18 protein-coding genes, 2 pseudogenes and 1 other annotated feature are annotated in these 23,984 nt (G+C 58.7%); of the genes and pseudogenes, 6 read left to right on the top strand and 14 right to left on the bottom strand.

Features of this window, described 5'->3' with window-relative positions; translation table 11 throughout:
- Positions 1–149 precede the first annotated feature (149 nt).
- Complete coding sequence (locus tag ABVK50_RS29035; protein WP_353646282.1) at positions 150–1,517, top strand: DUF2130 domain-containing protein; 1,368 nt, start codon at positions 150–152, stop codon at positions 1,515–1,517.
- Positions 1,518–2,326: 809 nt separating this feature from the next.
- On the opposite strand, the pseudogene ABVK50_RS29030 reads toward ABVK50_RS29035, so the two are convergent.
- The 4 genes and pseudogenes from ABVK50_RS29030 to ABVK50_RS29015 form a co-directional block, all read right to left on the bottom strand.
- A pseudogene (locus ABVK50_RS29030) lies at positions 2,327–3,205 on the bottom strand (DEAD/DEAH box helicase); the annotation flags it as partial.
- A gap of 1,135 nt (positions 3,206–4,340) precedes the next feature.
- Entirely contained in the window at positions 4,341–4,610 is a 270-nt protein-coding gene (locus tag ABVK50_RS29025) for a hypothetical protein (RefSeq protein ID WP_353646281.1), read from the bottom strand.
- A 401-nt stretch (positions 4,611–5,011) separates the two neighbouring features.
- Positions 5,012–5,209, bottom strand: a pseudogene (locus ABVK50_RS29020) (IS3 family transposase); the annotation flags it as partial.
- Positions 5,111–5,227, bottom strand: a sequence feature (AL1L pseudoknot). It overlaps the preceding pseudogene by 99 nt.
- 10 nt (positions 5,228–5,237) lie before the next feature.
- Positions 5,238–5,564 carry a hypothetical protein gene (locus ABVK50_RS29015; RefSeq protein ID WP_353646293.1) on the bottom strand — a complete coding sequence of 109 codons (327 nt, stop codon included), beginning with the start codon at positions 5,562–5,564 and terminating at the stop codon, positions 5,238–5,240.
- Between the two features lie 646 nt (positions 5,565–6,210).
- Here ABVK50_RS29015 and ABVK50_RS29010 point away from each other — a divergent pair.
- The 3 genes from ABVK50_RS29010 (at position 6,211) to ABVK50_RS29000 (ending at position 11,251) form a co-directional block, all read left to right on the top strand.
- Positions 6,211–7,074, top strand: coding sequence for a hypothetical protein (locus tag ABVK50_RS29010; protein ID WP_353646280.1), 864 nt, complete (start codon positions 6,211–6,213; stop codon positions 7,072–7,074).
- Between the two features lie 561 nt (positions 7,075–7,635).
- A complete protein-coding gene (locus tag ABVK50_RS29005; protein WP_353646279.1) occupies positions 7,636–10,068 on the top strand; it encodes an ATP-dependent helicase in 2,433 nt (810 codons plus the stop codon).
- Between the two features lies 1 nt (position 10,069).
- Entirely contained in the window at positions 10,070–11,251 is a 1,182-nt protein-coding gene (locus ABVK50_RS29000) for a PD-(D/E)XK nuclease family protein (protein WP_353646278.1), read from the top strand.
- A 145-nt stretch (positions 11,252–11,396) separates the two neighbouring features.
- Here ABVK50_RS29000 and ABVK50_RS28995 read toward each other — a convergent pair whose 3' ends face one another.
- The 4 genes from ABVK50_RS28995 to ABVK50_RS28980 form a co-directional block, all read right to left on the bottom strand.
- Positions 11,397–12,167, bottom strand: coding sequence for an HAD family hydrolase (locus ABVK50_RS28995; RefSeq protein ID WP_353646277.1), 771 nt, complete (start codon positions 12,165–12,167; stop codon positions 11,397–11,399).
- A gap of 697 nt (positions 12,168–12,864) precedes the next feature.
- The gene (locus tag ABVK50_RS28990) at positions 12,865–14,778 is read right to left on the bottom strand and encodes a hypothetical protein (protein WP_353646276.1); all 1,914 of its coding nucleotides are present in this window, start codon (positions 14,776–14,778) and stop codon (positions 12,865–12,867) included.
- Between the two features lie 142 nt (positions 14,779–14,920).
- Positions 14,921–15,472: a hypothetical protein gene (locus tag ABVK50_RS28985; RefSeq protein WP_353646275.1), complete on the bottom strand. Its 552-nt coding sequence runs from the start codon at positions 15,470–15,472 to the stop codon at positions 14,921–14,923.
- 1 nt (position 15,473) lies between these two features.
- Positions 15,474–15,698, bottom strand: coding sequence for a hypothetical protein (locus ABVK50_RS28980; RefSeq protein ID WP_353646274.1), 225 nt, complete (start codon positions 15,696–15,698; stop codon positions 15,474–15,476).
- 334 nt (positions 15,699–16,032) lie between these two features.
- On the opposite strand from ABVK50_RS28980, the gene ABVK50_RS28975 reads away from it, so the two are divergent.
- Positions 16,033–16,644, top strand: coding sequence for a hypothetical protein (locus tag ABVK50_RS28975; RefSeq protein ID WP_353646273.1), 612 nt, complete (start codon positions 16,033–16,035; stop codon positions 16,642–16,644).
- A gap of 332 nt (positions 16,645–16,976) precedes the next feature.
- On the opposite strand, the gene ABVK50_RS28970 is transcribed toward ABVK50_RS28975, so the two are convergent.
- Positions 16,977–18,170 (bottom strand): RHE_PE00001 family protein, encoded by a 1,194-nt coding sequence (locus ABVK50_RS28970; protein WP_353646272.1) that lies wholly within the window; start codon positions 18,168–18,170, stop codon positions 16,977–16,979.
- 196 nt (positions 18,171–18,366) lie between these two features.
- Between ABVK50_RS28970 and ABVK50_RS28965 the strand changes: the two genes are divergently transcribed.
- A complete protein-coding gene (locus ABVK50_RS28965) occupies positions 18,367–19,545 on the top strand; it encodes a site-specific integrase (RefSeq protein ID WP_353646271.1) in 1,179 nt (392 codons plus the stop codon).
- 31 nt (positions 19,546–19,576) lie between these two features.
- On the opposite strand, the gene ABVK50_RS28960 is transcribed toward ABVK50_RS28965, so the two are convergent.
- The 5 genes from ABVK50_RS28960 to repA form a co-directional block, all read right to left on the bottom strand.
- On the bottom strand, positions 19,577–19,909 hold the full coding sequence (locus tag ABVK50_RS28960; RefSeq protein WP_353646270.1) for a helix-turn-helix transcriptional regulator: 333 nt from the start codon (positions 19,907–19,909) through the stop codon (positions 19,577–19,579).
- Entirely contained in the window at positions 19,869–20,267 is a 399-nt protein-coding gene (locus tag ABVK50_RS28955; RefSeq protein ID WP_353646269.1) for a type II toxin-antitoxin system RelE/ParE family toxin, read from the bottom strand. The genes ABVK50_RS28960 and ABVK50_RS28955 overlap by 41 nt, the downstream gene beginning before the upstream one ends.
- A 92-nt stretch (positions 20,268–20,359) precedes the next feature.
- Positions 20,360–21,568: a plasmid replication protein RepC gene (repC, locus tag ABVK50_RS28950; protein ID WP_353646268.1), complete on the bottom strand. Its 1,209-nt coding sequence runs from the start codon at positions 21,566–21,568 to the stop codon at positions 20,360–20,362.
- 159 nt (positions 21,569–21,727) lie between these two features.
- Positions 21,728–22,726, bottom strand: coding sequence for a plasmid partitioning protein RepB (repB, locus tag ABVK50_RS28945; protein ID WP_353646267.1), 999 nt, complete (start codon positions 22,724–22,726; stop codon positions 21,728–21,730).
- Positions 22,727–22,805: 79 nt separating this feature from the next.
- A complete protein-coding gene (gene repA, locus ABVK50_RS28940; RefSeq protein ID WP_353646266.1) occupies positions 22,806–23,984 on the bottom strand; it encodes a plasmid partitioning protein RepA in 1,179 nt (392 codons plus the stop codon).

Here is a 23,984-nt window from a genome sequence, read left to right as displayed (position 1 = left end):
GCCAGCCAGGCCACGAGCCCTCCTGGTCGCCTCCCCTAGCTTTGCGGCGGGGATAAACCATCTGTTTACCTTTTGTTCTTTTCCAAAAATGCCTGGCGAGATATACTCTGGCGCGTCCTTCAATGATTCCTCGGAGAGGCAGCCCGCCGATGACGGTCCAACCCACCAAAGCCATGCTGCAGGGCGACAGGATTCTCAATGAACCGACAATAAGCTGCCCAAGCTGCAAGACGGAAATCAAGCTCAACGAGTCGCTCGCGGCCCCATTGATTGCCGCCACGCGCGAAGAATACGAAATGCGGCTAGCGCAGAGCAACGCATCGATGGCTGCCAGAGAAGAGGAGCTTAAGCGCCAGCAGGCTGAGATTGCCGCCGCCAAAGAGGACATCGGCAACCAGGTGGCCGAGAAAATTAAGCTTGAGCGTGCCGCAATCGCGATCGAGGAGGCCCGCAAGGCGAAACTGCTGCTGTCGGTAGACTTGGAGGATAAGGATAAAAAGCTCGCCGAGCTGGAGGCGACGTTGAAGGCGCGTGACGAAAAGCTCACCGAGGCCCAGCAGCAACAGGCGGAATTCCTAAAAAAGCAGCGTGCGCTTGACGATGAGAAACGCGAGATGGCGCTGACCATCGAAAGAAAGATCCAGGAGGGGCTGGACGCCGTTCGCGTCAAAGCGAGGTCCGAAGCCGAAGACGGCCTCAAAATGAAAGTTGCGGAAAAAGAAGAACAGATCGCCGGGATGCAGCGTCAGATTGAGGAGTTGAAGCGCCGTGCGGAACAGGGTTCCCAGCAGCTGCAGGGCGAGGTGCTGGAGCTCGAGCTGGAGTCTCTCATTGCCAGCCGGTTCCCAATGGACATCATTGAACCGGTAGCCAAGGGCGAGTTCGGTGGAGATGTCCTGCACCGCGTTGTGGGACCGGCCGGCCAGCCATGCGGCGCCATTTTGTGGGAATCGAAACGCACCAAAAACTGGAGCCAGGGTTGGCTGGGGAAGCTCAGGGCCGACCAACGGGCGGCGAAAGCGGATATCGCGCTGATGATCTCGGAAGCGCTGCCTCCCGGTGTGGAAACCTTCGATCTTCTGGATGGTGTCTATGTCGCCCATCCCAAATGCGCGATGCCGATCGCCATCATGCTTCGGCAATCCCTGATCGAGCTGGCGAATTCCCGCCTCGCCCAGGACGGCCAGGCTACCAAAATGGAGCAGGTCTACGGCTATCTGACGGGTCCCCGGTTCCGCCATCGCGTCGAAGCCATCGTCGAAAAGTTCTCTGATATGCAGGACGACCTGGCCAAGGAACGAAAGGCCACAACACGCCTGTGGGCCAAGCGGGAGGCTCAGATACAAGGCGTAATCGAGTCGACCGTCGGGATGTACGGCGACTTGCAAGGTATCGCCGGAAAGGTGATGCAAGAAATTGAGGGCTTAGAGGTCCTGGCCATTGAAGCATCCCCGCCCGATTTGGTTCGGGGAAAAGAGGCCCTTTCAGGACGCGCGGGAGGCTTGGCGGCATCTTGAGGATGAACTGGAACGCTGGGAGACGGAGCTCGCGGCCGTGCGATCTGATTTGGCCCGATCGATCCTCCGAATCGGGCCCGGAGACATCGTCGCGTCACAGAGCCGTGGCCGGCTGTTACGGGCAAGGCGTCTGGCCAAGGCTTTTCCAGCCCGGCCGCGACCAGATGAATGGGCGGGTTGACGCTGTTCTTACGGCAGGCGGGGCAACGCCCGCAAGGCACGGTGAAGGACCGCGGTTCGATGATCTCAAAAGCGGTGCGCGTAACGCATGCTCGGTCGGGATGGCGCATGACCGCAACGAAGGCGTCGAGGTCGGCCCGGGCTTCGGCGAGTTCGGCATCGCGAAAATCGCTTATCCGCTGCCATACATCTTCGTCGACGCCGCTCAGAGCGCGAGGTTCGCGGACTTCGATCTTCCAGGAGAATTCGGGCTGATCGCCTTCCGTTGGGATCGACAACACACGCAGCACGCCGGCCCGCTGCATCAGTGTCAGCAAGGTCATGTTCCAGCCGCGATTCCAGTCGCCAGCGGTCGGTCGCAATCCTTCGCGAAACGCGTCGAGGTCGAGAGTCATCTGCATATATTCGGCGACACACCGCTGGTTAGATGCGGCCTTCAGCAATCCCGCCCAGCGCTCTTCGGCCAGCTCGCGCGTCAGCCATCCCGAGGTTGCGAGGCTATAAGCCTGTTTGACGTCGCTTAGGGCAGGCCCCTCGACGAACAGGCAGGCAGCGAGTCCTTGGCCATTGTCGCGGGAGGCACGGCCAATCTCCTGATACCAGCGCGCGGGACCTTCGGGCAGGCAAGCGTGGATCACAGATCGGACATCGGCCTTGTCTATGCCCAATCCGAACGCTGAGGTGGCAACGACAATGTCGATCTGGTCCTTCGCCCAATCCTCGACGATGCGACGACGGTCCTGCGAGCCGGTGTCGCCGGTGAACAGCGCTACACGTGCATAGCCGTGATCAGCATCCATGAGGCGCGCGTAAAGCGCACCGGCGTCGGCAATCTGCGTCGTATGAATGATCAATGGGCGCGGCGCGCGGTCTACGAGATAGTCGAGCGCAGCTTGGCGCTGGCTTTCCCAGTTATAATGCGCGACGACGACATCATGCTCATAGCGCGGCAGCCTAGCGTCAACCTCGAGCCAGGCGCCATCAAACTTCCAGCCGCTTTTCAGCACCCTGCGCGCACTATCGGGGAGAGTCGCCGACAGGAGAACCGCACGGATTTCAGGATTAGCAATCCTTAGTCGTGCAAGCAGGGCAGGCAGCCGTTGGAAATCGGGACGAAAGCTGCGCCCCCAACTCTCGATGATATGTGCCTCATCCACGAAGACATGGGTGAGGCGCGCGTCCAGTCCATATTCGACCGAATTCGGCGTGGCCGCCTCGACCAGATGTTGCAGGATAGAAGGGCTGAGTGCCTTTTCCGGTGAGAGAAGCAAAATGGGTACTTCTCCCCGCCGGAAGCCGTTGATGATCGCCTCTATTTTGGCGGGCGGCGTATCTCCTGTCAGCGCTTTGCTGTGCTCGAGACCCGGCATTCCGGACAAGGTGCGTTCATGGTCTAATGCGAGTGCGATCGTCGGAGTTATTACGATCGCGCAAGCGCCCGAATGAATTTCGCGTTCGAAATTGGCGGCGATCTGAAACAGGAGACTTTTACCTGATCCGGTTGGCATACTGACCAACAGGCCAGAGCCTGGGGGAGTTAGCAGCGCCCGCGTCGCTGCCTTTTGCGTCACTGTTCGGTAGCGCGAATGATTGGTGAGGCGCAGCGGGACGCCATCGGGCGACGCAGGCTCGTAGGCCTGCCGCGGAACCGGGTCAAACTTCAAGGCGGTGCCAAGACCATTGAGGTCATGTGCGTCTTCTTCGTCAATAATTCGCAGCGATCGTTCCGAATTGGTTCGCGCGAGACCAAAGCGCGAGAGTAGAGCGAACTCATCGAGCGTGAGCTGTCTATCAAGAGCGGATAGGTCGATCCTTCCCCCTCTTAAGCGAATCAACGAGCGAATCAGCGCAACGCGGTCCGCCGCTCTCGTGGCCGACGCCAATGCGTGGGTACATCGCGCGATCGAGCGTTCAACCCAGCCCGTTTCCTGTTGCAGGTCGTCGCCCTGATTCACTTGACCGTGTGCTGGCGCCAAAATCGAATCGCCCCCTCTCCCTCCGGCGGATTGTAACTGGCACGGCCGTCAAAGAAACAGCAAGTGCAAGAGTTAGGGCGTGCTGCTCTGAAGTTCGGGTTTACGACTGCCGAGATGCGTCAAGTCGCTACCGAAAGCAAACCGCAGGGTTCCGAACTCGAAGCATTCCTGAGCCGCTTCTGCACCTGCAGCACGGGATAGATTATCGATTTTCTTTCGAGATCCTACCGTTAGAAAACATAGCGCCCGCCCTGCGCGAACAAAATGGCGGAACGGCGCCAAAAGATTCAATCGATTTTACGCAGGTTTTTTCTGGACAGAAATTTCAGTATTTGTTGTTGTTCTTCAACACACGTATGGAGGACGAAAATGGGAGTACTAAAAGTTCGAGTGCTCGAGGTCATAAAGCAGCATGGGCCAATCAGCGTGGGGAAGCTCATGGATTTCGTAGACGCTGGCGACAAGTCAGTCCGCTCCGCGATAGACTCTCTTCGGGCCTTGAACGAACCGATCTGGTTCGACGAGAGGATTCGATCCTTTTGGTGGCGTGACGACCGAGTGCCATCCGGCGAACCATATCTCAAATGGAGGCGAGAGTACGAACTCGAGCGACCGTAAGGCGCTTTGGGCCGTTGGGCGTAGGACCGCCAAGTCGTGTCTTTGACCGTCAGGTTCCTCGTCTCTTTCTAAAGATCGCCGCTGTCTTGGCGACACAGCCTTGTGAAAGCGCTTTCGAGGGCATCTTTTCGTAGCCAAGTGCATACATTTTTTGGCCCACCAGATAACCTGCTGTCACCGTTGATTCATTGTGAGGTCCGTAGTCCTTGCCGAGTTCCTTGGCAATCAAAGGATCGATCGGTTCAAGTGCAGGGCGCCCATTGGCCGACGCATCCAGCATGAGCTCAACGTTTGCTGGATTGTTGATAATAATTTCCATTTGGCGATAAACGGGGTGCCATTAGCCACCGATTTTTCCTTCGTATAGGGTATCCCAGTCTTCTTAAGATTTTTGATGATTGCCTCGGCGTCCGGATCTCCTTCACGCCTTAAACAATTGTTATAGACTATTACCCGTTTTTCGAGCGTCATTGCTCTAAGTTCTTCGATCGAGAATATCTTCGCCATCTTTCCCTCCGTTGTCCAATAGAGAACCAAACGTCCCCGTCGTCGCTATACTTTTTTTGGATCGACCTTCTCCTGGGGCTCTACAACATGTGATTGTTGTCGTTTCGTTAGGGTCGGTGTCAGGCTTTTCGCTATTGGTTGGGCGCAAGCTTTCGCCGATGAAATCAATCCGATGAGCGTGTGAACAACCTGTCAAGCATAGATCGCATCGGACACCCGCCCCACCTCCCCCTTCAGAGCCTCGTCGCGCTTCGCCCGCGCCGACAGCCGGGCGAGATCGGCACGCTTGACCACATGGTCATAATAGGCGGATGGGGCGATCGGCAGCACCCCGCAGATCGGCTCGACCCCGTATTCCCAAAGGTGATCGTCGACAAAGGCGATCATCGCTATAATGGGCGGTCGAGCTCCGTCGCGACAGGTTCCACGAATTCGCGTTTTATTTCCGAGGCGGAATCGCTTCCCAGGAGCCGCTTTCTTCCTCGTCAGTCTGGAACAGCTCTCCCATCCAGAGCTCGGAGAACGAGGCGGTTTCCGCCAGACGAGCGAAATAGTCGTCGCTTTCGTCAGAATCTTCGATATTGGACGGCACGCGTGGCGCGTCGTTTTCATGCCAAAGCAGACCGCCAGACGGCAGCTCGCGATATTCGCACAGCCCGGGATCGGTGTTCTCGTCGACAAAATCGTAAAGATCGTCCGGAGAATCGAGGACAATGATGCCGACAATTTCCTTGTTGTCGCGCAGACGTACAAGATAAGCGCTCACGTTGTTGTTTCTTTCGTTGCCAAAAAGGCAAAGGTTGACGCTGCTGAAATGTAGCAAAGGTGACTTGAGAAGAAAGCCCGAAACGCGAGAAAACGCAGCGGCTCAAATGCGCGCACGCCTGGCTAACACCGACCTCGAGCGCGCCGGGGAGATTATCCAGCTATATCGCTAATGCCAGACCGTCGTCCGCGCTGGCGTATCCAACAAGGCTATTCGGTCGGGCGACTATCGAACCCCGTGCGTCAACTCGACGGGTCCTAAGCACATTTCTGGAGTAGACAGGGGCGCGTGGACTGGTGTTCCGACAGCGGGCGCGGCGCGCGCCGGCTGTAAGACGAAGCAAGTTGACGATCGGCGGCGCACTTGCCTTCGGCGAGAGCAGGTGCCGTTCACGACCGTACTTGGTGTAGAGATCGCGAACTTGTTCAAGGGATCTGCGTTTGCGCAGGAGTACCAAGCGTTACATTCCGTCCGCTGGCGACCGTGAGACGATTTCGGCTATATTGGCTCAGATACAAAACGGAGTGGTGGGATGGTTTGGTGGGATCGATTTTGGCGGAAGACGCCGCCAAAGACGCTCGATGCATGGAGCAAACGGGGCGAGTTGCAGGTCCATGGGAATTTGTGGTGGCTTACGGAAGTCCCGATGTTCATCGACGAACGGTCGGTTGATCGACTCTTCGGTGCCATTGTGCAGCCTGAGTACATTCTTCTGCATAGCAGCGAGACTGCCCAGAAAGGGCATACCGAGGCACGCGGTGACGAAGCCGAGGGTTCCGGTGAAGTCTCGCTTCCAGCGTTCTTTAAACTTGGCACGAAGGCAAAAATAACTGGAAATATTACTGACGCCACTTCACATACGGCACAAATTACGAAACAATTCGTGTACAGTTCTGAGCAACGTCTTCAAGACGTTGTTGTCGCTTACAAGGAGATGTATCCAGAACGCGTGCTCTTTAGCAAAGCAGCACAACCTACCCTAACCTCGCTAGCTGGCACATCGATGGACTGGATGAAAGCAGAAGCCCTCCTCGATGAACCGGGAGTCCGCCCGTTACTTTTTATAGATTTGGAGCCACGAGTTGAGATATTGCCTATGGCAGGCGAGACTGGGGACGGAAAAACTATTCTTATCTTTGAATCGATGATCGAACGCCTGAAAAAAGATGGGATTGCAATACCGGATTTTCCCGATGATCGCGCGGCAGACGCCGAGGTTCAAAAAGAGTGTTATTGGGATGCATTGGTGAGGTCGTATAGTAACCGCGTTGCGCTGGAATCGATAGAGAACGCTTTCAAAAATGGCCAACGGATAGACTGGATTGACTATCGTCTGAAGCTCGCAACGCGCGCAATTCCAGTTCACTTGCATTTTGCTCCCGCTGGACGATTCCCCACGGGCGTATTCGCATACAATCTCGTACGTCGCGGCTATAAAGTTGGCCTGCGCATTGTAGGGCAGCTTAAGAAAGGTTGCGATATAAACGTTCTCGCACTTTATGAACGCTAGGGCTCAACACGCGACAACGCAGAAAGGCTGTCGCTGAGCTATTTGTCTCGACGTCTAAACCTGCCTGGGCAGCGAATACTTGGGAGAGTGTAAGACTCTGATGCCGGACCTGCCTGAGCGGCGGCGCCGGAGCGGTTTGGCTCATGGGTTGATCCTGCCGTGGACAGGCCGTTTCATAGGGATTGCGTATTCTGTATTCTGTCGACCCCCGGATCGTTTCTCTTTTCACGCATCGATCTGCGGAATAAGCTACCAATGGGGACAACCTGCGGCGGCAATCGATTCGCTTGCGAGGCTAGGGGGAAGGCATGGAAACGTCGCGCGCGACGGAGTGGAGACGCGAGCGTCCTGGTCTCAAAGCTGGCAGTGCCGGATACCGGAGAAGCGTGATTCAATTCATCGCGGACCGAAATTCCTGTGTGGAAACTGCTTCCGGCGCGCGTATCCTTTTCCTACTGCTTAACCTCCGCAACTTTCTTGTCGGCGTATCGATCCTCCACGTGATGCGAAGACGCCGAATGTCTCGACACCCGCGGACGCAATACGATTGGGATGCGAACCATGCCTGAGTTCAGAACCGCTCCCACTCTCGAAGAATTCGCCGGCCTCGTCGAGGCCGCATTGTTCATGCACCAACCGAATGAACGGCAGCGGGACGCGATCGCGGCCCAAGCGGACGTGCCGCTCCTCGTGGTCGCTGGCCCGGGTACTGGCAAGACGACTACGCTCGTTCTGCGCGCCCTGCGCTTCACATTCGTGGATGGCGTCGCGCCCGAGGACATCTTAATCACAACGTTCACCGAGAAGGCGGGGCGCGAAATCCGCTCTCGCCTTATCGAATGGGGAACAAGCCTTCGCGCCAATCTGCTCTCGCGCGCTAGCCAAGCGGGCGATGAGGAGCAGGTGCGCTACCTCGCCACCGTAGACGTGAACCGATACATCGCGGGCACATTGGATAGCATCTGTGAGGATGCAGTGCGCGATATGCGCGAGCCTAACGAGGCGCCGCCTGTGATCCTCGAGCAGTCGGCAGCCCGGGCGATCCTCTATCGCCGCGGCGAAGTGTGGTCGGAACTCCGGAGCCTCGGGGATCCCTTTAGGATTTTTCTCGGGCGCTATGGATTCTCGGGAGACCCGGTGCGGAACAATGGCGAGGCGACCGAGATCGTGAGGACGATCGTCGATCGACTCGTGCAAGACCGAGTGGACCTCGTTGGTTACGCGGCGCCACACCAGGACCAGGTTTTCCGGCAGGCGATCCTACGAATTAAGGAGCGTTACGAAGCTCATCTCTCCAAGACCAACCAGATGGACTTCGCGCTGCTCGAGCAGCGCTTCCTTGACCGCTTGGCCGGAGGCAGGCTGCCGAGGAGCATGCTATCGCTTCGCATGCTTCTGGTCGACGAATACCAGGATACCAATCCGCTGCAGGAAGCGATCTATTTTGAGCTTGTGCGACGGACAGGTGCTTCGCTCACCGTTGTGGGTGATGACGACCAGTCGCTGTACCGCTTTCGCGGCGCCACTATCGAACTGTTCCGCGACTTTCGCGAACGCGCAAGCGCCGACTTAAAATGCGACGAACCGCAACTCATCTGCCTGGAAGAGAACTACCGTTCCTCCGAGCAGATCGTCGAATTCTTTTCACAACACATCAGCAACGATCCGGATTTCGGTCCGGCGCGAGTTGCTCTTCCACCTCCACTTCAACGTCGGGTTGTTTCGGCTTCCGGCCCTGCGGCTATAGGCGTGATTGGCATGTTTCGGGACGACCCGGCCATACTAGCCGCGGATCTCGCAGATTTTCTGCACCGCATTTTTCGACAGGGTGGTCGCATACCGCTTCCCCACGAAGACACTCTCCTTGAAGCCATCCTACCGGCAGATCAAGGCGGCGATCTGGGCGACGCGGTCCTGCTCGCCTCGACCGTCAATGAACGGGGCCGTCCATTCCGAGGTCAACCAGGGAAGGAACGACTGCCGTTTCACCTACGTCGGGAACTCGCCGCGCGTGGGCTATCCGTCTTCAACCCCCGTGGTCTTGCTCTGCGCGATGTCCCAACTGTTCAGCAGTTCCTCGGGTTGCTACTCGAATGCATAGACCCGGCACCCAACCCCGGAGCGCGCGGCGCCAGACAGCTGGAAGCGTTCCTCACGAACGACGCCAACGACTTCTTGGATGAATGGCGCATCGCAGCGCAAGACATGCTGACGATCAATCCGCGGAGTCCCCGTGGAGACCTGCTGTCTGAGAAGGTTGATCGCTGGCGGCGCTTTGCGGTGGAAGGCCGTGACAACGAATCCGAATGGCCGGTGCTTGACGTCTGTTACTCCTTCCTTCCCTGGTTCCCGCCCTTCCAAGACGATCCGGAGGCTCAGGTTTACCTTGAGGCAATCACCCGCACAGTTGCCGCTGCATCGACTTTCTCAGGTTACAAGGTGGCTATCCAGCGCGACGAGCCACACCGCACGCGCTCGGTAAACAGCGCGATACGCGACGTGCTCAACCCGATAGCCGAGAACCTCATGGCGGTTGATGAGGAGATCATGCCGAGCGTACCTCGAGACCGGCTCAACATCATGACCATTCATCAGGCCAAAGGGCTCGAGTTCCCCTTGGTGATCGTTGACATATCGTCGGATTTTAAGACGAACCACCGCACGCAACGTTTCAGACGATTCCCAGATGAGGAGAGCTCTGTAGTTCGATTGGAGGACGAGCTGGCCAATGTTACCCCGGTCGGTCCGGCCCGCCGGCGCAGGAGCGGTATGCAGCGAACTTTCGAGGATCTGATCCGGCTCTACTACGTCGCCTACAGCCGCCCGCAGAGCCTCCTCATGCTGGTCGGTTGTCAGCAAGGACTGCAATTTCGCACCAAGATAAAAAATGTCGCCAAGTTCTGGCGGCGCGACGAAAGCTGGGCCTGGGTGAGCGATCCGCACCTCCGCCCCCCGCCAGTCGACGCCGACCTCATTCCGTTCATCAGGATCTGACATGCGTCTCGCGCGAAAGCGTCCCGACCGGATAGTTCCGGAATACTCTCTGACGGGCGATCTGCTCTCGTTCCGCCGATGCGCCCGGCAGTACCGCTATCAGAACGGTAGTGCGCTACCGCCTTCGCGACCGGTGCAGCTCTGGTACGGTGAATTTATTCACGGGCTCTTGGAGAACGTGTATCGGCTCTGGAAAAGCCGCGGGGGCTTGCCCTTCCCCATCCCGTACACCCGACTGACGCTGGATGACCCGATCGAGGAACCAGAGTTAGGCCTGCCCGAATTCGACTTGCGCTATCTCGGTTGGCCGGTTGAGGAATCGCTGCTCAACCAGAACAAGCGCGCCAGGAGCAGGAAAGCCCGGCTTGCGGCTTACCGCCGTGCAGAGGCAGCCGTTAACATGCTCGGTCCTCACCTCTTTCCCCTGATAGCCGAGGCTGAAGAGCGCGTTATTGGTACCCGCGAAATTCCCGGCGCGATCTCTAGCGAACATCGGGCCGAGAAGTACGCACTGACTGGCATCATCGACGTACTTACCGAACTCGAACTCGGTTCGGCGGACTCCGACAATTTGATACGTCGTGCAGTTCAGGCCGCCTGCCCGAGCCTGAGCGGCGAGTTCGAAGTCATTGTCGACTATAAGGGCACACGAAGGCCCGATACCGAATCGGCCGAATGGACCGACGGCCAGTGGCAGGTGCAGACCTACGCTTGGCTTCGGCACGAACAGCGAAGGAGCAGGAGGGTCGCAGCAGGAATCCTCATTTACATAAACGAACTCGCACCAGGCGAAGGTGATATCTTGGCGCTGCGAGCAGCGCTTCGCGCCGCTCGGACGGATGTCGCTCCCGTCCGCGATAGCGACAAACGCATGCTGGAAAACTGGCGACCCGGCGCACGGGCTGATTTCAGCCCTGAGTTCCTTTTCAGTCGCGCCGTCCGGGTAATTCCGGTCAACGAGCAGAGTATCGCGGTCGCGACCGGGGCATTCGACGATACAGTCGCCCAAATCGAGACCTGCGTTCGGCACGAGGAAGCGGCGGTCAGCATCCTCCAAACCTGGGTGGACGACTGCAATGACGCGAAGACGTGCGCAGCATGCGACTTTCGTTATTTCTGTGAAGGCTATCAGCGCAATGGCAACAGGATTGGCGACGAGGATACAGTGCAGGATGAAATTTGATTGACGGTTTGGAGTGATCGGTTCCGATGGGCCGCCAGTGAGCAGTGTGAGCTAAGTGATCAACCGCATTGGCATGTGCAGCTGGCGAACGCTGCGTTCCACGAATCTCTCTCGAGCGGAGGACGGCTACGAGGTTATGGCCCGCTTACCCGCCAGCTAAGACGATGTCGGCTCCTTGGTCAAACCGTTCGACTCGATAGTCGGGTCGGACCGAGGTCTCGTCCGGCTCCCACCGCGGCCGGAAGCGGCCAGGGACATAAATCGTCAGCAAACCCGCGGCCTTCGCGGGCTCGATGTCACGCCGCAGTTGATCCCCAATCATGAACGCCGGCGCGCGCGCGCGCCCGAGTTTCTGGACACGTTGAAATAGCCGTTCGGACTTAGGCGCTTCGACAATCTTGTCAAGCAACGCTGTCAGGCCATGCTCGTCTGCCGTTCTTGTCACACGACTCCTTGCGCCTTCCGTTACGACGACGATCAGAACGCCACCTTCGTGCAGGCGCTGGAGGCCCTCGCGCACCCCAGGCAGAAGATCAGGCAGCTGCCCGCTCCATTGGATGAACTCTAGTTCGATCTGTTGCGCTAACGCGAGCTCTAGGCCGCTCGACGTCAACCCTCCTGCCCATACCCTCCTTGCCGCTACACCGGGCTCCTCGCCTCGAAGGGCGAGAGCGATCCCGATGGCGAGGAGGCGGGGTGGATAGCGCAGGCCGAGATGGTGCCGGTCCGCCAATGCCTGATCGACACTCCGCACGAAGGTCAGGCGATCGGTGCTGGTCGCCAAGAGTCCAATCGCGCCTTCGACGGCTGTCAGCAGTTTCAGTTGCGCTGCGGCGAACACGCCGTCCGTGTCCCACAGCGTGTTGTCTGCATCGACGAAAGTGACACGTCGCTCCTCGCGCGCTCCTTCAATCATGGCTTCGCGTGAGCGCAGGCCAAGTGGCGCACGGAGGCATCTTCGGCGATCCACTCATTTACGCGATAGCCTGTGCCAGTGGATTAGGAACTCGGTCAGCCACGCCAAATGGAATCGTCGGTGCTGGTTGAAGCTTCGGTCGGCCGCAAACCCTTGCTTCATGCCAACCATGGCCCATTCCGGAATTGAAACTGGATGAGTGCACCAACCGAGGACAGCCGTCACGTTCTAAAGCTTTTTTCTGACCCAGCGAGAGTCGTGAAGAACTGCTGAACGTACAGGAGTTCCGCCGCGAGTTGAAGAACGTCGTCGTCAGCTTCCTCGAGCTGTTTTCTGAACTTCTGAAGAAACGAACCTTCGCCCTCATCAAACCTTTCGACAAACAAGGCACGGAACCGACGTAGGTTCTGGGGCTCCACAGATTCCGCTCAGGGGTAAAAAGGCTGTCGAAACGAGCTAGGGCGGTCTCGCGGATGCGTTGCATCGCAGAGAACGTCTCTTCCGGGAACCCTGCGAGTTTGGCCATTCTGCACCCCAATCGCTCAGCAGCAATCTACGAGTGCGAAGTAGCACTCGGTAAGCGCCGGCTCAATCCGTTCCCGACCGTCGCGCTGGCGAGTTCTGAATTCTCCCGGGAACGCTAGCCGAAACTCTACTAAACCAGGTCCCTGGCGGTCTCGTGAAACTGGTCTTTTTTCTATGTGCACTTTTTCAAGCCTTCTCGCCCGAATTGCAAGCTCAACGCCTCCTGCAGTTTGCCAACCGTGCCATCCTTTCGAAATCGTATGCCATTTACGACGAAGGTGACATAATCGTCACCGGCGTAGAGAGTGGTTCCGGTCACGGAAAGCCGCAGAAGTCGGCCGCCATTTTCGCTTGTCACGATGTCTCCCACCTCTATTCCAAGTATTGCCTGCGCCAACAAAGTGCGTTCGCCTTCGAGCTCTCGTTCCCAGCGCTCCAATTCCTCCTCGATCTGGCGCCACGCTTCACGCGCCGACGAGAATGGGCGCTTCGCCCCGAACCATAGCCGGTCCGCGATGGCCAGCGTTTCGCTGGGAACTTCACGTTCGATTGCGTAGGCAGTATTGATCATCATCTCGTTCACCCGCTCCGCCTCGAGCAGGGCAAGAAGGCGCTCGCGATAGGGCGCTACTGACGCCGTCGAGATCGTCGGTGACAACGACACCCCACGCTCAGGCATATAGTCGATCGGCATGATCGCTTTCAGCGTCAGTCTGCCTGTCACGTAGCGCTCCGGCGGATCTTCGTCGCGCCAGGCCTTGCGGGTGTACTCCACCCACAACTCGGTCGCCGAAATACACAGGGTGCTGTCGAGCAAGAGATGCGACTCTGGCGTGAAAACGTGGCGAACAGACCAGGCATGATCGGTCGCGATGAGCGGCATGACCACATGCTGGAGCTTTTGGTCACGGACGACGCGGACAAGAGCTGCGATCCGCTCCTGGAGGTGTGAAGTCAGGTGCAGGAAGACGACCGGACCCTCTGAAGCGGACCAGCTTTTCTTGTATGCGTTCTCGAACACCAATAGCTGTGGCCGGGCTAGCGGCAACAGCCTGCCGACAAGTCTTGCCAGGCTGTTGTGTGCTGGATGCGCCCAGGTCGCGACGACCTTCCCTTCCTTGACCCACTCATGCCCTCGGTTTTGAATGGCCAGCAGGATCTGTGCGGCGATGTCCGGGCTTACCTCGGGGAGCCGGCCTCCTCTCGCCTCGGCTCCGCTCACATCGACGCCGCGACCTTGCAAGTCAGAGAGCGCCGCTCGATAGAACTGTTGCTGCAGTTTCGATAGCGATTCCGCTGATCTGGCCCGTGCCTCCTCCCGGCGGCTGCGTTCGATTTCCTCACGGAAAGCGGCCAGCGGTGGCCGGCGTGGGATTTGGCCGGCCTGTACTTTGGCCCAGTATCCCCGCGGCGGCTTCGGAACCTGCAACCGCGCGCATAGCTTGCCGACCGCAACATCCGATACGCCAAGGCTCGGACTGATCGGAGCTACAGGATGGGCAACACACTCGTGTTTGATCTGCATTAGATTCGCCACTTCCTGTGCAGGGCCTCCGCACGCGATAACTCTGCTAGGTTGGCAGAGGTCGCATATCGCTCCAAGAATATGCATATGCTCACGAAGTTCACTCGCGCGAGGAGCACGGTTTTTCCCGTCTGGCGTGCGCGTGTGAATCATCACCGCGTTCCAGATAATCGGCTTCTTATTCATTCGGTCGAAGAACTTTGCGACGCGCCGTGATGTCTCCGAAGGTTGCGCCTTCTCCGCATCGTGAAATGGTATCGCCTCAAACCCTTCGAGAACTCCAAGCTGTTTCGCTCGCCACTCAAGCCAGCAGGCCGACGTTTGAGGCACGCCAGTGCGCACTGCGCCTCTTGTCGACGGAGCCTCAAACAGCCATAAGTCGCGGCCTTTGACCATAGCCATGGTCTGAATGTACCTTTCGAGGTTCCTGCTACGAATTGCGGGCGCGTCAGGGCCCTCGAAGGTAGAGTCGTGGCGGACATACTGGTTGAATGCGTTCGCTGCCGAGGGGAATGCCTTGATATCCTGTACTATGCCACTGGCTGCACCGGCATCGTTCAATTTATGTCCTCCCGCTTAGCCACCGGCGCTTTTTGGCAGCGGGTGTGGATCCCCGCAAGTTCGAGCGCACGTTCATAAATCAAGTATTCTGGGCCAGGCGAGTGCGCAGATCACTCGCCGAGCGCAAACTGGTCCACAACTACTATGCAGCGGCTTTTGACGGGGCAAAAGTGTCACGGTCGTAGTCGGTCATGGGTGTGTAGCTTTGGATGATTTCGCCCAAAACCTTCACCGTGGCCGATTTGCCTTCAGCGGTCTTTTCAACCACTCCGCCGATCCCTGCGCGAATGCGGAAGCCGATTTCGCGGTTGATTGGACCCTTTTCGGGATTGCCGTTCTTGAAGATGTCATTCCGCACGTAGGTCCGATACCCCTCGACCCATTTGGGATCTTTCATGCAGGCGTGGATCGCGTCGAGAGTGATAGATGAGGCAAAGCCGCCGTCCCGACAGATTTTTTGGGCGGCCAGGACCGTCTGGTCGACCAGCCACCAAAACAGCTTGAAACGATCGGCTTCGTCTTCCGGAACAAATCCGGCATCGATGAGGTAGTTGATGGTCGCGCGCTGAATAATCTCCGTTGGCTCCTTCCGCTCGGCCTGGGCAGCGGCGATCAGCCGGGCATTTGCCGGGGCGGTGAATGGAACCGTATATTTGAAGGGTCCAACGGGGGTCTGGTGAGGTGGGGTTGGCATGTCATACTCCGTAGGTGCTTACTTCGGCCAGCATAGTGCTGATAGGCGTGATGGTGCTGGCTGTCATGATCGTGCTGATGACGCGCAAGTCTTGAATGACGCAAGGTTTCTTAGCTTGACGGAAGTCAGCCAGGCCGGTTTCACGAGACGCGCCGGCGTCTTCAGCGGCCGCGCAGGCCGCAGTCTCGTGAACGTCATCGGCGCGTTCACCCAGCGGTTCAAACAAGAGGCGCCTCACCAAGCCGAAACTCGTAGGCGGAAAGAGAGCTATGGATCGACGTCGGCGGCTTCGTCGTCGGCCCGTCCGCTTTTGTATGCACAGGGCCGAGGCTACTCCAGCATCCTTCGGGCAATTGAGGATCACCTAAAGATACCCCGCCAATAAAGCATGGCGACGGTCGGAGTTGACCTGTTTCGACACCAGGTGTTCGAACTGCTCATTGGCAGGCGTCTACTACCGGTATTTCTATCTGGACGAAAGGCGGGCACATTGGACGCTTGCGTCGACTGGCTGGCTCAATGCAAAATGTGGATCCGCTCAGGGAAGGAGGTCGCGCAACATGAAGCTGCCCAAGTGGGAAATCCATAGCAAGGAGGGACGGCGAGCGATGGCAGACTGGCTAGACTATATGCTGGACAGCTTGGGCAACTATGACCCGGCGGAAGAAGCTTATAGGGAAGCCCATATGGCTCCATCCATCCACACTAAACCTCTTGGCGGGTTGATTCGCAGGTTGCGGGCAGGGCAAGCCGCGGTGGAGGATCAAATTTGGGCCGCCAATCTACTTGTAAAATGCGACGCTCCTAAAAAGGAGCGCGGTCGTCCATCAAGAACCAAGCAGGAGCGACTACCTGAAAACCCGGCGCTTTCAGCGGCGGTGAGAGAGGCAAAGCAGATTAAGGGGTTTTGGTGGGAGCACTACGGAAAGGATTATGCCGTGCATGACTTCGCTTGTCAGTTCGCGGCAGCGCGCAACGTTGCGGAGTGGGCGCATTATGAAAGCAAGAAGCCTGACTTCGCTCGTGACAGCCAATACGTTAAAGCTTGGAAGAAAGCTCTAGATCTTAAGCGGGCACGGGCCCCAAACCTTGAAGAGTTGCAACGGGCGCTGTCGGAAGCCGTCGTAGACTCACTTCATCGGTCGACTGAGCGCAATCTAGCCGGACCTTAAATAGTTCAGGATACTGAGGAAACTCTCGGCGGTTCTCTACGCGGAGAAACCGGCATCCGAGCTTGGCACAACGATCCGCGAGAGCGCTTCTCGGGACTGGCCTGCTGCCATCGTGGATTCGCGCATAGAGCGACTCATGAAGCGCCAGTTGATTACCTACGATAAAATAGGCCGAGACAACATCGGCTGTGACTTCGACCATGGGATCGTCAATGACTGCCGTGGTCACGGTTTTCTCCTAAAACAAAAGCAAGACAAAATAGGTCAGCCATGTATTCAGAGGCTCAGACTGGTGGCAATCCATCACGGTGCGCGGCGGCTTACGACTTTCGTCATACAAATCCCCACGCCCTGTAGCGCCCCCTGCCCGTCACCTCGCGGATGCCGAGTTCGGCAACCAGGCCAAGCGCGGCGCGCTGGCTGATTTTCAGCTCGGCCGCGACCAGACCGGCCGATACCACCGGCCGCGCCAGCACGAGATCGATCAGCGCCGGCAGGCTCGAACTTTTGCGCCGGTTCCTGAGCCGGCGCTCCATCTGGGCTTTGGCCAGCGTCAGCCGGTCGAGCTCCTTGAGCCCGGCCGCGGCCGCCTCTGCAAACGCGTCGAGCACGGCCAGCAGCCGGATTGTCCGGGTGGGGCTTTTGCGCCGGTCGCGGGGAACAATCCGCAGTCCGGCATGCAGGCACAAAAGATGCGAGGCGACCTTGCCGCGCTGCCTGAGCAGCGCGGCGGTGAACAGATTGCCGAGCCAATGCTGGTGCTGCAGCGGTTCGATCGTCTCCCACGCCTCCCAGGCGATCGCCGCGCCAAGCACTGTCGGCACTGTTCCGCCCCGCACTTGGTCGAGGACCGCGAGCCAGTCGGCAAGCCGCTGATCCTCGTCCCAGTCGAGATCGCGGATCAGCGGCCCGAGGCCGTCAAAGGAAGCATTCTCCGGGGCGTTTGCGCCCTGCCCGGCCGTGTCGACATTCGGGTCGTTCGCGGCGCGCGGCGCGAGATTTTCGCCGGCGAGCAGCCGGCTGGAGCGGGCCAGCAGCGCGTCGATCTCCGCCAGCTCTTCGGCAAGAGCCTCCTCCTGGCCGGTGTCGTCGGCAAGGTTTTCGCCGGCGGCGGCCGCCACCGCCGCATTGGATCCGAAGCCGGCCAGCGCAGCGGTCGCAGCGCTGCCGCCGCCCTGGCCTTCGCGGCCGCGCAGGCTCAAAAGGCCGGGTTTCGACAGAGCCCAGTCAGGCTTGTGGCCAAAAATACGCCGGCGGGCGCGCAGCACGGCGTGCGCCCGGGTGAGCTCGTGGGTCGGGGCGCGGATGTCCATATGGGCGTCGTGGAGGACAAGGTCCTCGACATGGACCAGCTCGCCGTCGAGCCACAGCGCGGCCGCCGCGTCGGCAAAGTTCTGGCGCTCGACAAAACCGTCGCGGACCGGGCTTTTTGCCACGCGCTCGTCGAGGCGGGCCAAAAGGTCGTCGGCGCGGGCGAGCGGCCCGATCAGGCTGTTCAGGGGCAAATCGTCGCGATGGTAAGCCATCGTTTTGACGGTAGCCGATTCGCGCAACCGAAGCTAACTCGGCTCTCATTTCCGTCACCGGCGGGTTCTTCGGGTGGAAAAATGACTGGTGATAATGACCTCTTATCGATAGCGATGGATTTCAGCGCGCAAAGGCGCTAGAGTCGGCGCTAAGCACGGCCGCAACGGCCGCAGACTCCACCGAAAGAACGCCCTGATGAAAAAAAATGCCCGCGCCAGCGGCCGCCCGGACAAAAACCTGGTGGCGCGGCGCGCCGAAGCGCTTGATGCGCTCGAGTCCGTGCTGCCGTTCGACCGCCGCGATTTTTTGGCCACACTTCTGACCGACGACGACGTCGAGACGCTGCGGCACCTGGCGAAAGAAGGCATGGGCGAAAATTCCCTGCGGGCGCTCGCCTCCGACCTCGGCTATCTCGAGGCCTGGTCGCTTGCCGCGACCGGTTCTTCGCTCCCCTGGCCGGCGCCCGAGGCGTTTTTGATAAAATTCGTCGCCCACCACCTCTGGGATTCTTCTCGACGCCAAACCGATCCGGCGCACGGCATGCCGGCCCATGTCGAGACGGCGCTGAGGGCCGAAGGCCTTCTGCGCAGCGACGGGCCACATGCCCCGTCCACCGTGCGACGGCGGCTGTCGAGCTGGTCGACGCTGACCAAATGGCGCGGTTTTTCCGGCAAATTCAACGCGCCGGGCCTGCAGAGCGCGATAAAGCTGGCGGTGCGCGCCAGCGCCCGGCCGCGCGGGAGAAAAAGCAAGAAGGCGGTGACCGCCGATATTTTGACCGCCCTGCTGAAAGCCTGCGCCGGGGAAAAACTGGTCGACGCCCGCGACCGCGCTCTTCTCATCACCGCCTTCGCCTCCGGCGGCCGCCGCCGCAGCGAGGTTTCGTCGCTGAGGGTGGAGCAACTGGTGGAAGAAGACCCGGTGCCGGCCGATCCGAAGGATCCGGACGGGCCAAAACTGCCGTGCCTGAAAATCCGGCTCGGTCGCACCAAGACCACGCAAGCCGACACAGACGCCTTCGTGTTGCTGGTCGGCCGGCCGGTGCTGGTCCTGAAAGACTGGCTCGAGCGGTCGGGCATTTCGGAAGGCGCGGTGTTTCGTGGCATCGACCGCTGGGGCAATCTCGAAAAACGCGCACTGACCCCGCAGGCGGTCAATCTGATCCTGAAACGCCGCGTCGCCGCGGCCGGGCTCGACCCAAGGGCCTTCAGTGCCCATGGTCTGCGGTCCGGCTATCTCACCGAGACCGCCCGCCGCGGCATTCCGCTGCCGGAAGCCATGCAGCAGTCGCAGCACCGCTCAGTGCAACAGGCGTCCAACTACTACAACGATGCAGAACGGACGCTCGGGCGGGCGGCAAGGCTCATCGTTTAGCCGATCTACACCAGGCGTGCGACAGATGCTGTCATACGCCTTTCGAACCATGACTTTCGGGCTGTCTGGCAATGCTCGACAGGTCAACCTTCTTGCCCGCCAGATCCGCGACGATTTTCAGCGTTCCGCCGAGGGATTCGACATACTCCCTGAGCGTCGACAGCTTCATATCGGTGCGTCTCTCCAGCCGTGAGACATTGTTCTGTTTGAACCCGGTGCGCTCCGAGACCTCCGCCTGGGTCCTGCCGGCGAGCGCACGCAGCTCTCGCAGATTGTGCGCCGTGATCAATTCCTCCGCCCGCTTCGCAATCGCGCGCTGCTCATCAGCGGGAAGGTCTTTTATCAGCTTGTCCAGATCGTCCATGTCTCTTCTCCAAACTGGCCAGATGATCGTCGTATCGTTTGTCGGCCAGGTCGATCAGCCTCTTGTAAAAAAGCTTCTGGTTCACCCCGCTCTTCGAGCCACCGCAGAGAACCACCGCCTTTCGTTCCGGATCGAATGCAAATGCGAACCGCCACTGCACCTTCAGAACCTTCAGCCGCAGCTCCTTCATGTTGGGATGCCTTGATCCTTCGAGCGTATCGACCTCCGGCCGCCCCAACCGGAAGCCCTTCTCGCGCAGCAGTATCAAAACCGCCGCCAATTCGATGCGAACGCCCGATGGAAGATCAGTAATTTCGCTTTTGAACCTCTCATGAAACTCGACCTTCCATTCGGCCATCTTATATCCTTCACGATATAGATACTCTACGATATAATGGGTTCGACGCCTCTGTTCAAGCGCGTTGTCGCTTGAACAAGACAACGGTATCGTTATCCCGCCCTCGCCTCGCCCAACCGGCCCCGCTCCCGAAGCAAGCTCATCAGCACCGGCCCGACAGAAAACTGCCCTGCCCTCGCCTTTTCGGTAAGCGCGCGCAGATAGCCGCCTGCCGAGTTGATATGCTGCGCCCGCTGCAGGATGCAGGCGATCACGATGGCCGTGTTCTCCTGCCCAAGGACATCCAGCGCGTCCGCATAGGCCGACGGGCTGACCCCCAGATATCCCCTCACCTGGGCCGCTGTCGCCATCAGGTCGCGCCAGTTGGCGATCCCGTCGACGGCGTAGTCCACAATGTCAGGGCAGGCTTTCAACACCAAGCCCAGCGGATAGGTTTTTGGCGGCTCGGCGTTCCTTGTCCTTGGCTCGGCCGCGACCCCGGCTTTTTCGAAAGCAGGTTCAAGTTCAAAAATAGAGTCGGTGTTTGAATTAGAATGCTGCCGCTCGGCGTGGGACTCATTGCCGCTCGGATTTGTGGATTTCATATGCATTTTCAAGAGGATATCCACCTGCTCGTGCAGAGCGGCCAGATCGGCGACGATCGGCGCCAGCTCGGCAATGACTGCCCGGCGCGGAATTGCCTCCACAATGGCGCGAAAACGCTTCCACAGGCCTCCCCAATCGCCCGGAACCTCTTCCTCGACGGCTGCCTCGATCAGTTTCTGGATATCCCTGCGATGCAGCGTAATGCGTTCCCGCATGAGCCTCAGCGCCCGGTTGTCGGCCCGAACGCGTTCGGCTGCTGCCTCGAACTCATGGGCACGGGCCAGCAGCGGGGCCAGCGAGAAGCCAAAAGCCTCCTCAATGTATCCTCCCCTGTCCTTGCGGGCGAAACGCTTGCCGTTGGGGCTGTCCCGACGGGTGATCAGCCCGCAGTCGACAAGGGCTGCCAGGTTCCGCCTGAGCGTTGCATCGGCCATCCCGTGCGCCCTGAGAGACAGCTGGACATTCGAGGGGAACACGATCAGGCCGTTTTCCGCGCTCAATTCGTTGTCCGGGTAGAACGACAGCAACGCGTTCAGGACGGCCAAGGCACGATCGCCGATGCCAACGATGCTCTTGGCTTCGCAAAGGGCGCGGTAGACCTGCCACTTTTCGACAGCCCTGCCCTCGGGAATCTCACATGAATTGTTTTGCGCTGCCAACATCGCAAGTGACATCGGCCGCCGCCCAAAGGGCGTCGTTGAAACACGCGTCTCCATTTCCTTCTTCGCCTTCTAATCAGGCAAAAGAAATCCGCTCGCCGAAACGACGTTCAAAAAGCTTGACAGTGATTCGCGGAAATGGGATTCTCGATCTGCCAAGAAACGAGAAGGGCTTCCGCGACGGTGACGTTCGGGGGCCTTTTTCTTTTGCGGTTTCTACTCTCCTGCTTCCTTCTCTTCCAATTCGCTGAAGGCTCGGTAGAGCTGCTCCAGGTTCTCGGAAAGGTACGCACCGAAACGGGATGCGTCCTTGGCCTTTAAAGCCAATGTGAACGCGTTCCCGGTGTCCTTTGTAGTCACCCTGACTGATTTGCCTGCTAACGCCCAGGATCTGGCCGTGGGGCGCGCGCCGGCCCCTTTTTTGGGCTTCCTCGAGGTCGTCAGAAGATTGAAGAGTAGGTCGAAGCGGTCATCGGTGGCCGCCGACTTGAATGTCTCCGTCCCAACGAGTTCCACTGCCTTCGTCAGGTTTGACGGCTTTTCAATCAGCAACGTCAAATCAAGCCAGCGGTCGCGGCCAACTCCTTTTGCGGCTCCGATCGCCCGAATGATGACATCAGGAATGCGTTTTGTGACCGAAAGCATTCTCGTCAGCATTGGCGCGTCGATCGCCAGTGCCGACTGAATGGTTTCCCTGTCATGGCCGAGGTCCGACAGATTCTGCGCGAACACCGCCCGCTCGATGAAAGACAGGTTGGCCCGTGCTGAGTTTTCCTGCCCCTGCGCGACGACGTGATCTCGGTCCTGAAGTTCCTTGACTACGGCGCGGACGGGTTTCCCAAGTTGCTTTGCCGCGCGAGCACGACGGTGGCCGAATACGATCTGATATCGTCCGCTCATCGCGGGGTGAGGCCGAACCAGAATCGGGCTGTCCTGCCCTCTCTCGCCAATGACTTTCACCAATTCCGTGAAGGCTTCGTCGCCGTTGTCCATGCGATCGGAGACGAACGAGTCGTCGATGAGACCGGGATCGAGTTCGACCACTGTCTCGCCTTCAAGCAGTCGTTCAGCCTTTGCCGCCTGAGCTGCAAGCTCGCCGATGGATGACAACATCGATCGAGAAGCGCCCCGTGCCGCGTAGCCTGCAGACGCCGGGCGTTCAGGTTTCGTTGTCTCGGCTTGGGTTATGCCCAATAGCACGTCGCGTCTTGCCATCTTCAGCTTCTCCGAAAATGAACTATGTCATTGTCACCGTTGAAGAAAAATCGTGACTGTACGGCTGACAACGGAACGCTCATTGTCTGCGCCCCCAAGCCTGATGAACGAGAGCGGCAATCTCCCCGTTTACGGCGTTTAGCGACTCCATTGCGCGGTCATATGTCGACCGGGTGAATTGCGACCGTTCAACTTCATACAGCGTTTGTTTGGTCAGCCCTGCGTCCGAAATCGCTGTCGACTTCACCATGGGGTTCTTCAGCATCTGCTTGGCGAACATGGACTGCATAAAGCCGACCATTTGGGTCTGGGGAATGTCCGTGGGTTCGAAGCGCGTGACGAGATAGCGGAACCAGTTCAGGGAGACCTTCACGCCGGCCCCCTCGATCGATTTAAGGATCTCGCCGAGCATGAGCAGGAACTGGCTCATGCTCATTATATCGAGCATCTGCGGATGAACGGTGATCAGAACGGAGGTCGCCGCTGTCAATGCCGTCAGAGTTAGGTATCCGAGTTGCGGAGGGCAATCGACAACAACTACATCGTATCGATCATCAACCTCGGCCAGTGCGTCTCCGATGCGGGTGTAAAACATCTTCCCCGAATTGGATCCCTTGTTCTGCATCGCTAGGGGTGTGTCGTATTCGTACTCCTGGAGCTCCAAGTTCGCTGGCACGATGTCGAGGTTCGGAAAATTTGTCGACCGGATGACCTCCACGATGGACTTCCTCTCATCGTCGTATCGCAGCGATTCATACAAGGAGGGATTTTGATCCAGTTCAGGTTGAATGCCATGGAGTGCAGTGAGAGATGCTTGCGGATCAAGGTCGATTGCCAACACGCGATGTCCGCTTAGCGCGAGATGCTGTGCAAGATGCGCTGCAGTCGTTGTTTTGCCCGAGCCGCCCTTGAAATTGACCACAGCGAGGACCTGCAGCTTGTCGCCTGCACGTCGACGCGGTTCCCGGTCGAGAAATCTCCTGAGATCGTTCATCTGCTCCGCGGTGTACGATCGGCGTCCCGTTGATGACGTTATCGGCTGTACGCTTTTGCCCTCTAGATGCAGCTTCTTTAAGTAGCTCTGGGACACACCGATGTAATCTGCTACCTCTGCAAGCGAGAACTGCCGAAGTGTCTTCTGGGCATTTGGCGGAAATTTCTCGATGCGGAGCATGTCAAGCTTTCGCGAAATCTCGCCGCCTTGGTCGAGAATGGTGTCTGCAAAGCCGATATCTCCGACCTGAGCGGCTATGTTCAT

Source organism: Mesorhizobium sp. WSM2240, assembly GCF_040438645.1.
GTDB lineage: Bacteria > Pseudomonadota > Alphaproteobacteria > Rhizobiales > Rhizobiaceae > Allomesorhizobium.
The sequence above is the reverse complement of the archived record's forward strand: the minus strand, read 5'-3'. Positions and strand labels throughout refer to the sequence as shown.

What these genes read in the sequence shown, in the direction of transcription:
- ABVK50_RS29035 (WP_353646282.1), top strand. Translation starts at nt 150, where the DNA reads ATGACGGTCCAACCCACCAAAGCCATGCTGCAGGGCGACAGGATTCTC.
- ABVK50_RS29025 (WP_353646281.1), bottom strand. Translation starts at nt 4,610, where the DNA reads ATGGAAATTATTATCAACAATCCAGCAAACGTTGAGCTCATGCTGGAT.
- ABVK50_RS29010 (WP_353646280.1), top strand. Translation starts at nt 6,211, where the DNA reads ATGTTCATCGACGAACGGTCGGTTGATCGACTCTTCGGTGCCATTGTG.
- ABVK50_RS29005 (WP_353646279.1), top strand. Translation starts at nt 7,636, where the DNA reads ATGCCTGAGTTCAGAACCGCTCCCACTCTCGAAGAATTCGCCGGCCTC.
- ABVK50_RS29000 (WP_353646278.1), top strand. Translation starts at nt 10,070, where the DNA reads ATGCGTCTCGCGCGAAAGCGTCCCGACCGGATAGTTCCGGAATACTCT.
- ABVK50_RS28995 (WP_353646277.1), bottom strand. Translation starts at nt 12,167, where the DNA reads ATGATTGAAGGAGCGCGCGAGGAGCGACGTGTCACTTTCGTCGATGCA.
- ABVK50_RS28985 (WP_353646275.1), bottom strand. Translation starts at nt 15,472, where the DNA reads ATGCCAACCCCACCTCACCAGACCCCCGTTGGACCCTTCAAATATACG.
- ABVK50_RS28975 (WP_353646273.1), top strand. Translation starts at nt 16,033, where the DNA reads ATGAAGCTGCCCAAGTGGGAAATCCATAGCAAGGAGGGACGGCGAGCG.
- ABVK50_RS28970 (WP_353646272.1), bottom strand. Translation starts at nt 18,170, where the DNA reads ATGGCTTACCATCGCGACGATTTGCCCCTGAACAGCCTGATCGGGCCG.
- ABVK50_RS28965 (WP_353646271.1), top strand. Translation starts at nt 18,367, where the DNA reads ATGAAAAAAAATGCCCGCGCCAGCGGCCGCCCGGACAAAAACCTGGTG.
- ABVK50_RS28960 (WP_353646270.1), bottom strand. Translation starts at nt 19,909, where the DNA reads ATGGACGATCTGGACAAGCTGATAAAAGACCTTCCCGCTGATGAGCAG.
- ABVK50_RS28955 (WP_353646269.1), bottom strand. Translation starts at nt 20,267, where the DNA reads ATGGCCGAATGGAAGGTCGAGTTTCATGAGAGGTTCAAAAGCGAAATT.
- repC (WP_353646268.1), bottom strand. Translation starts at nt 21,568, where the DNA reads ATGGAGACGCGTGTTTCAACGACGCCCTTTGGGCGGCGGCCGATGTCA.
- repB (WP_353646267.1), bottom strand. Translation starts at nt 22,726, where the DNA reads ATGGCAAGACGCGACGTGCTATTGGGCATAACCCAAGCCGAGACAACG.
- repA (WP_353646266.1), bottom strand. Translation starts at nt 23,984, where the DNA reads ATGAACATAGCCGCTCAGGTCGGAGATATCGGCTTTGCAGACACCATT.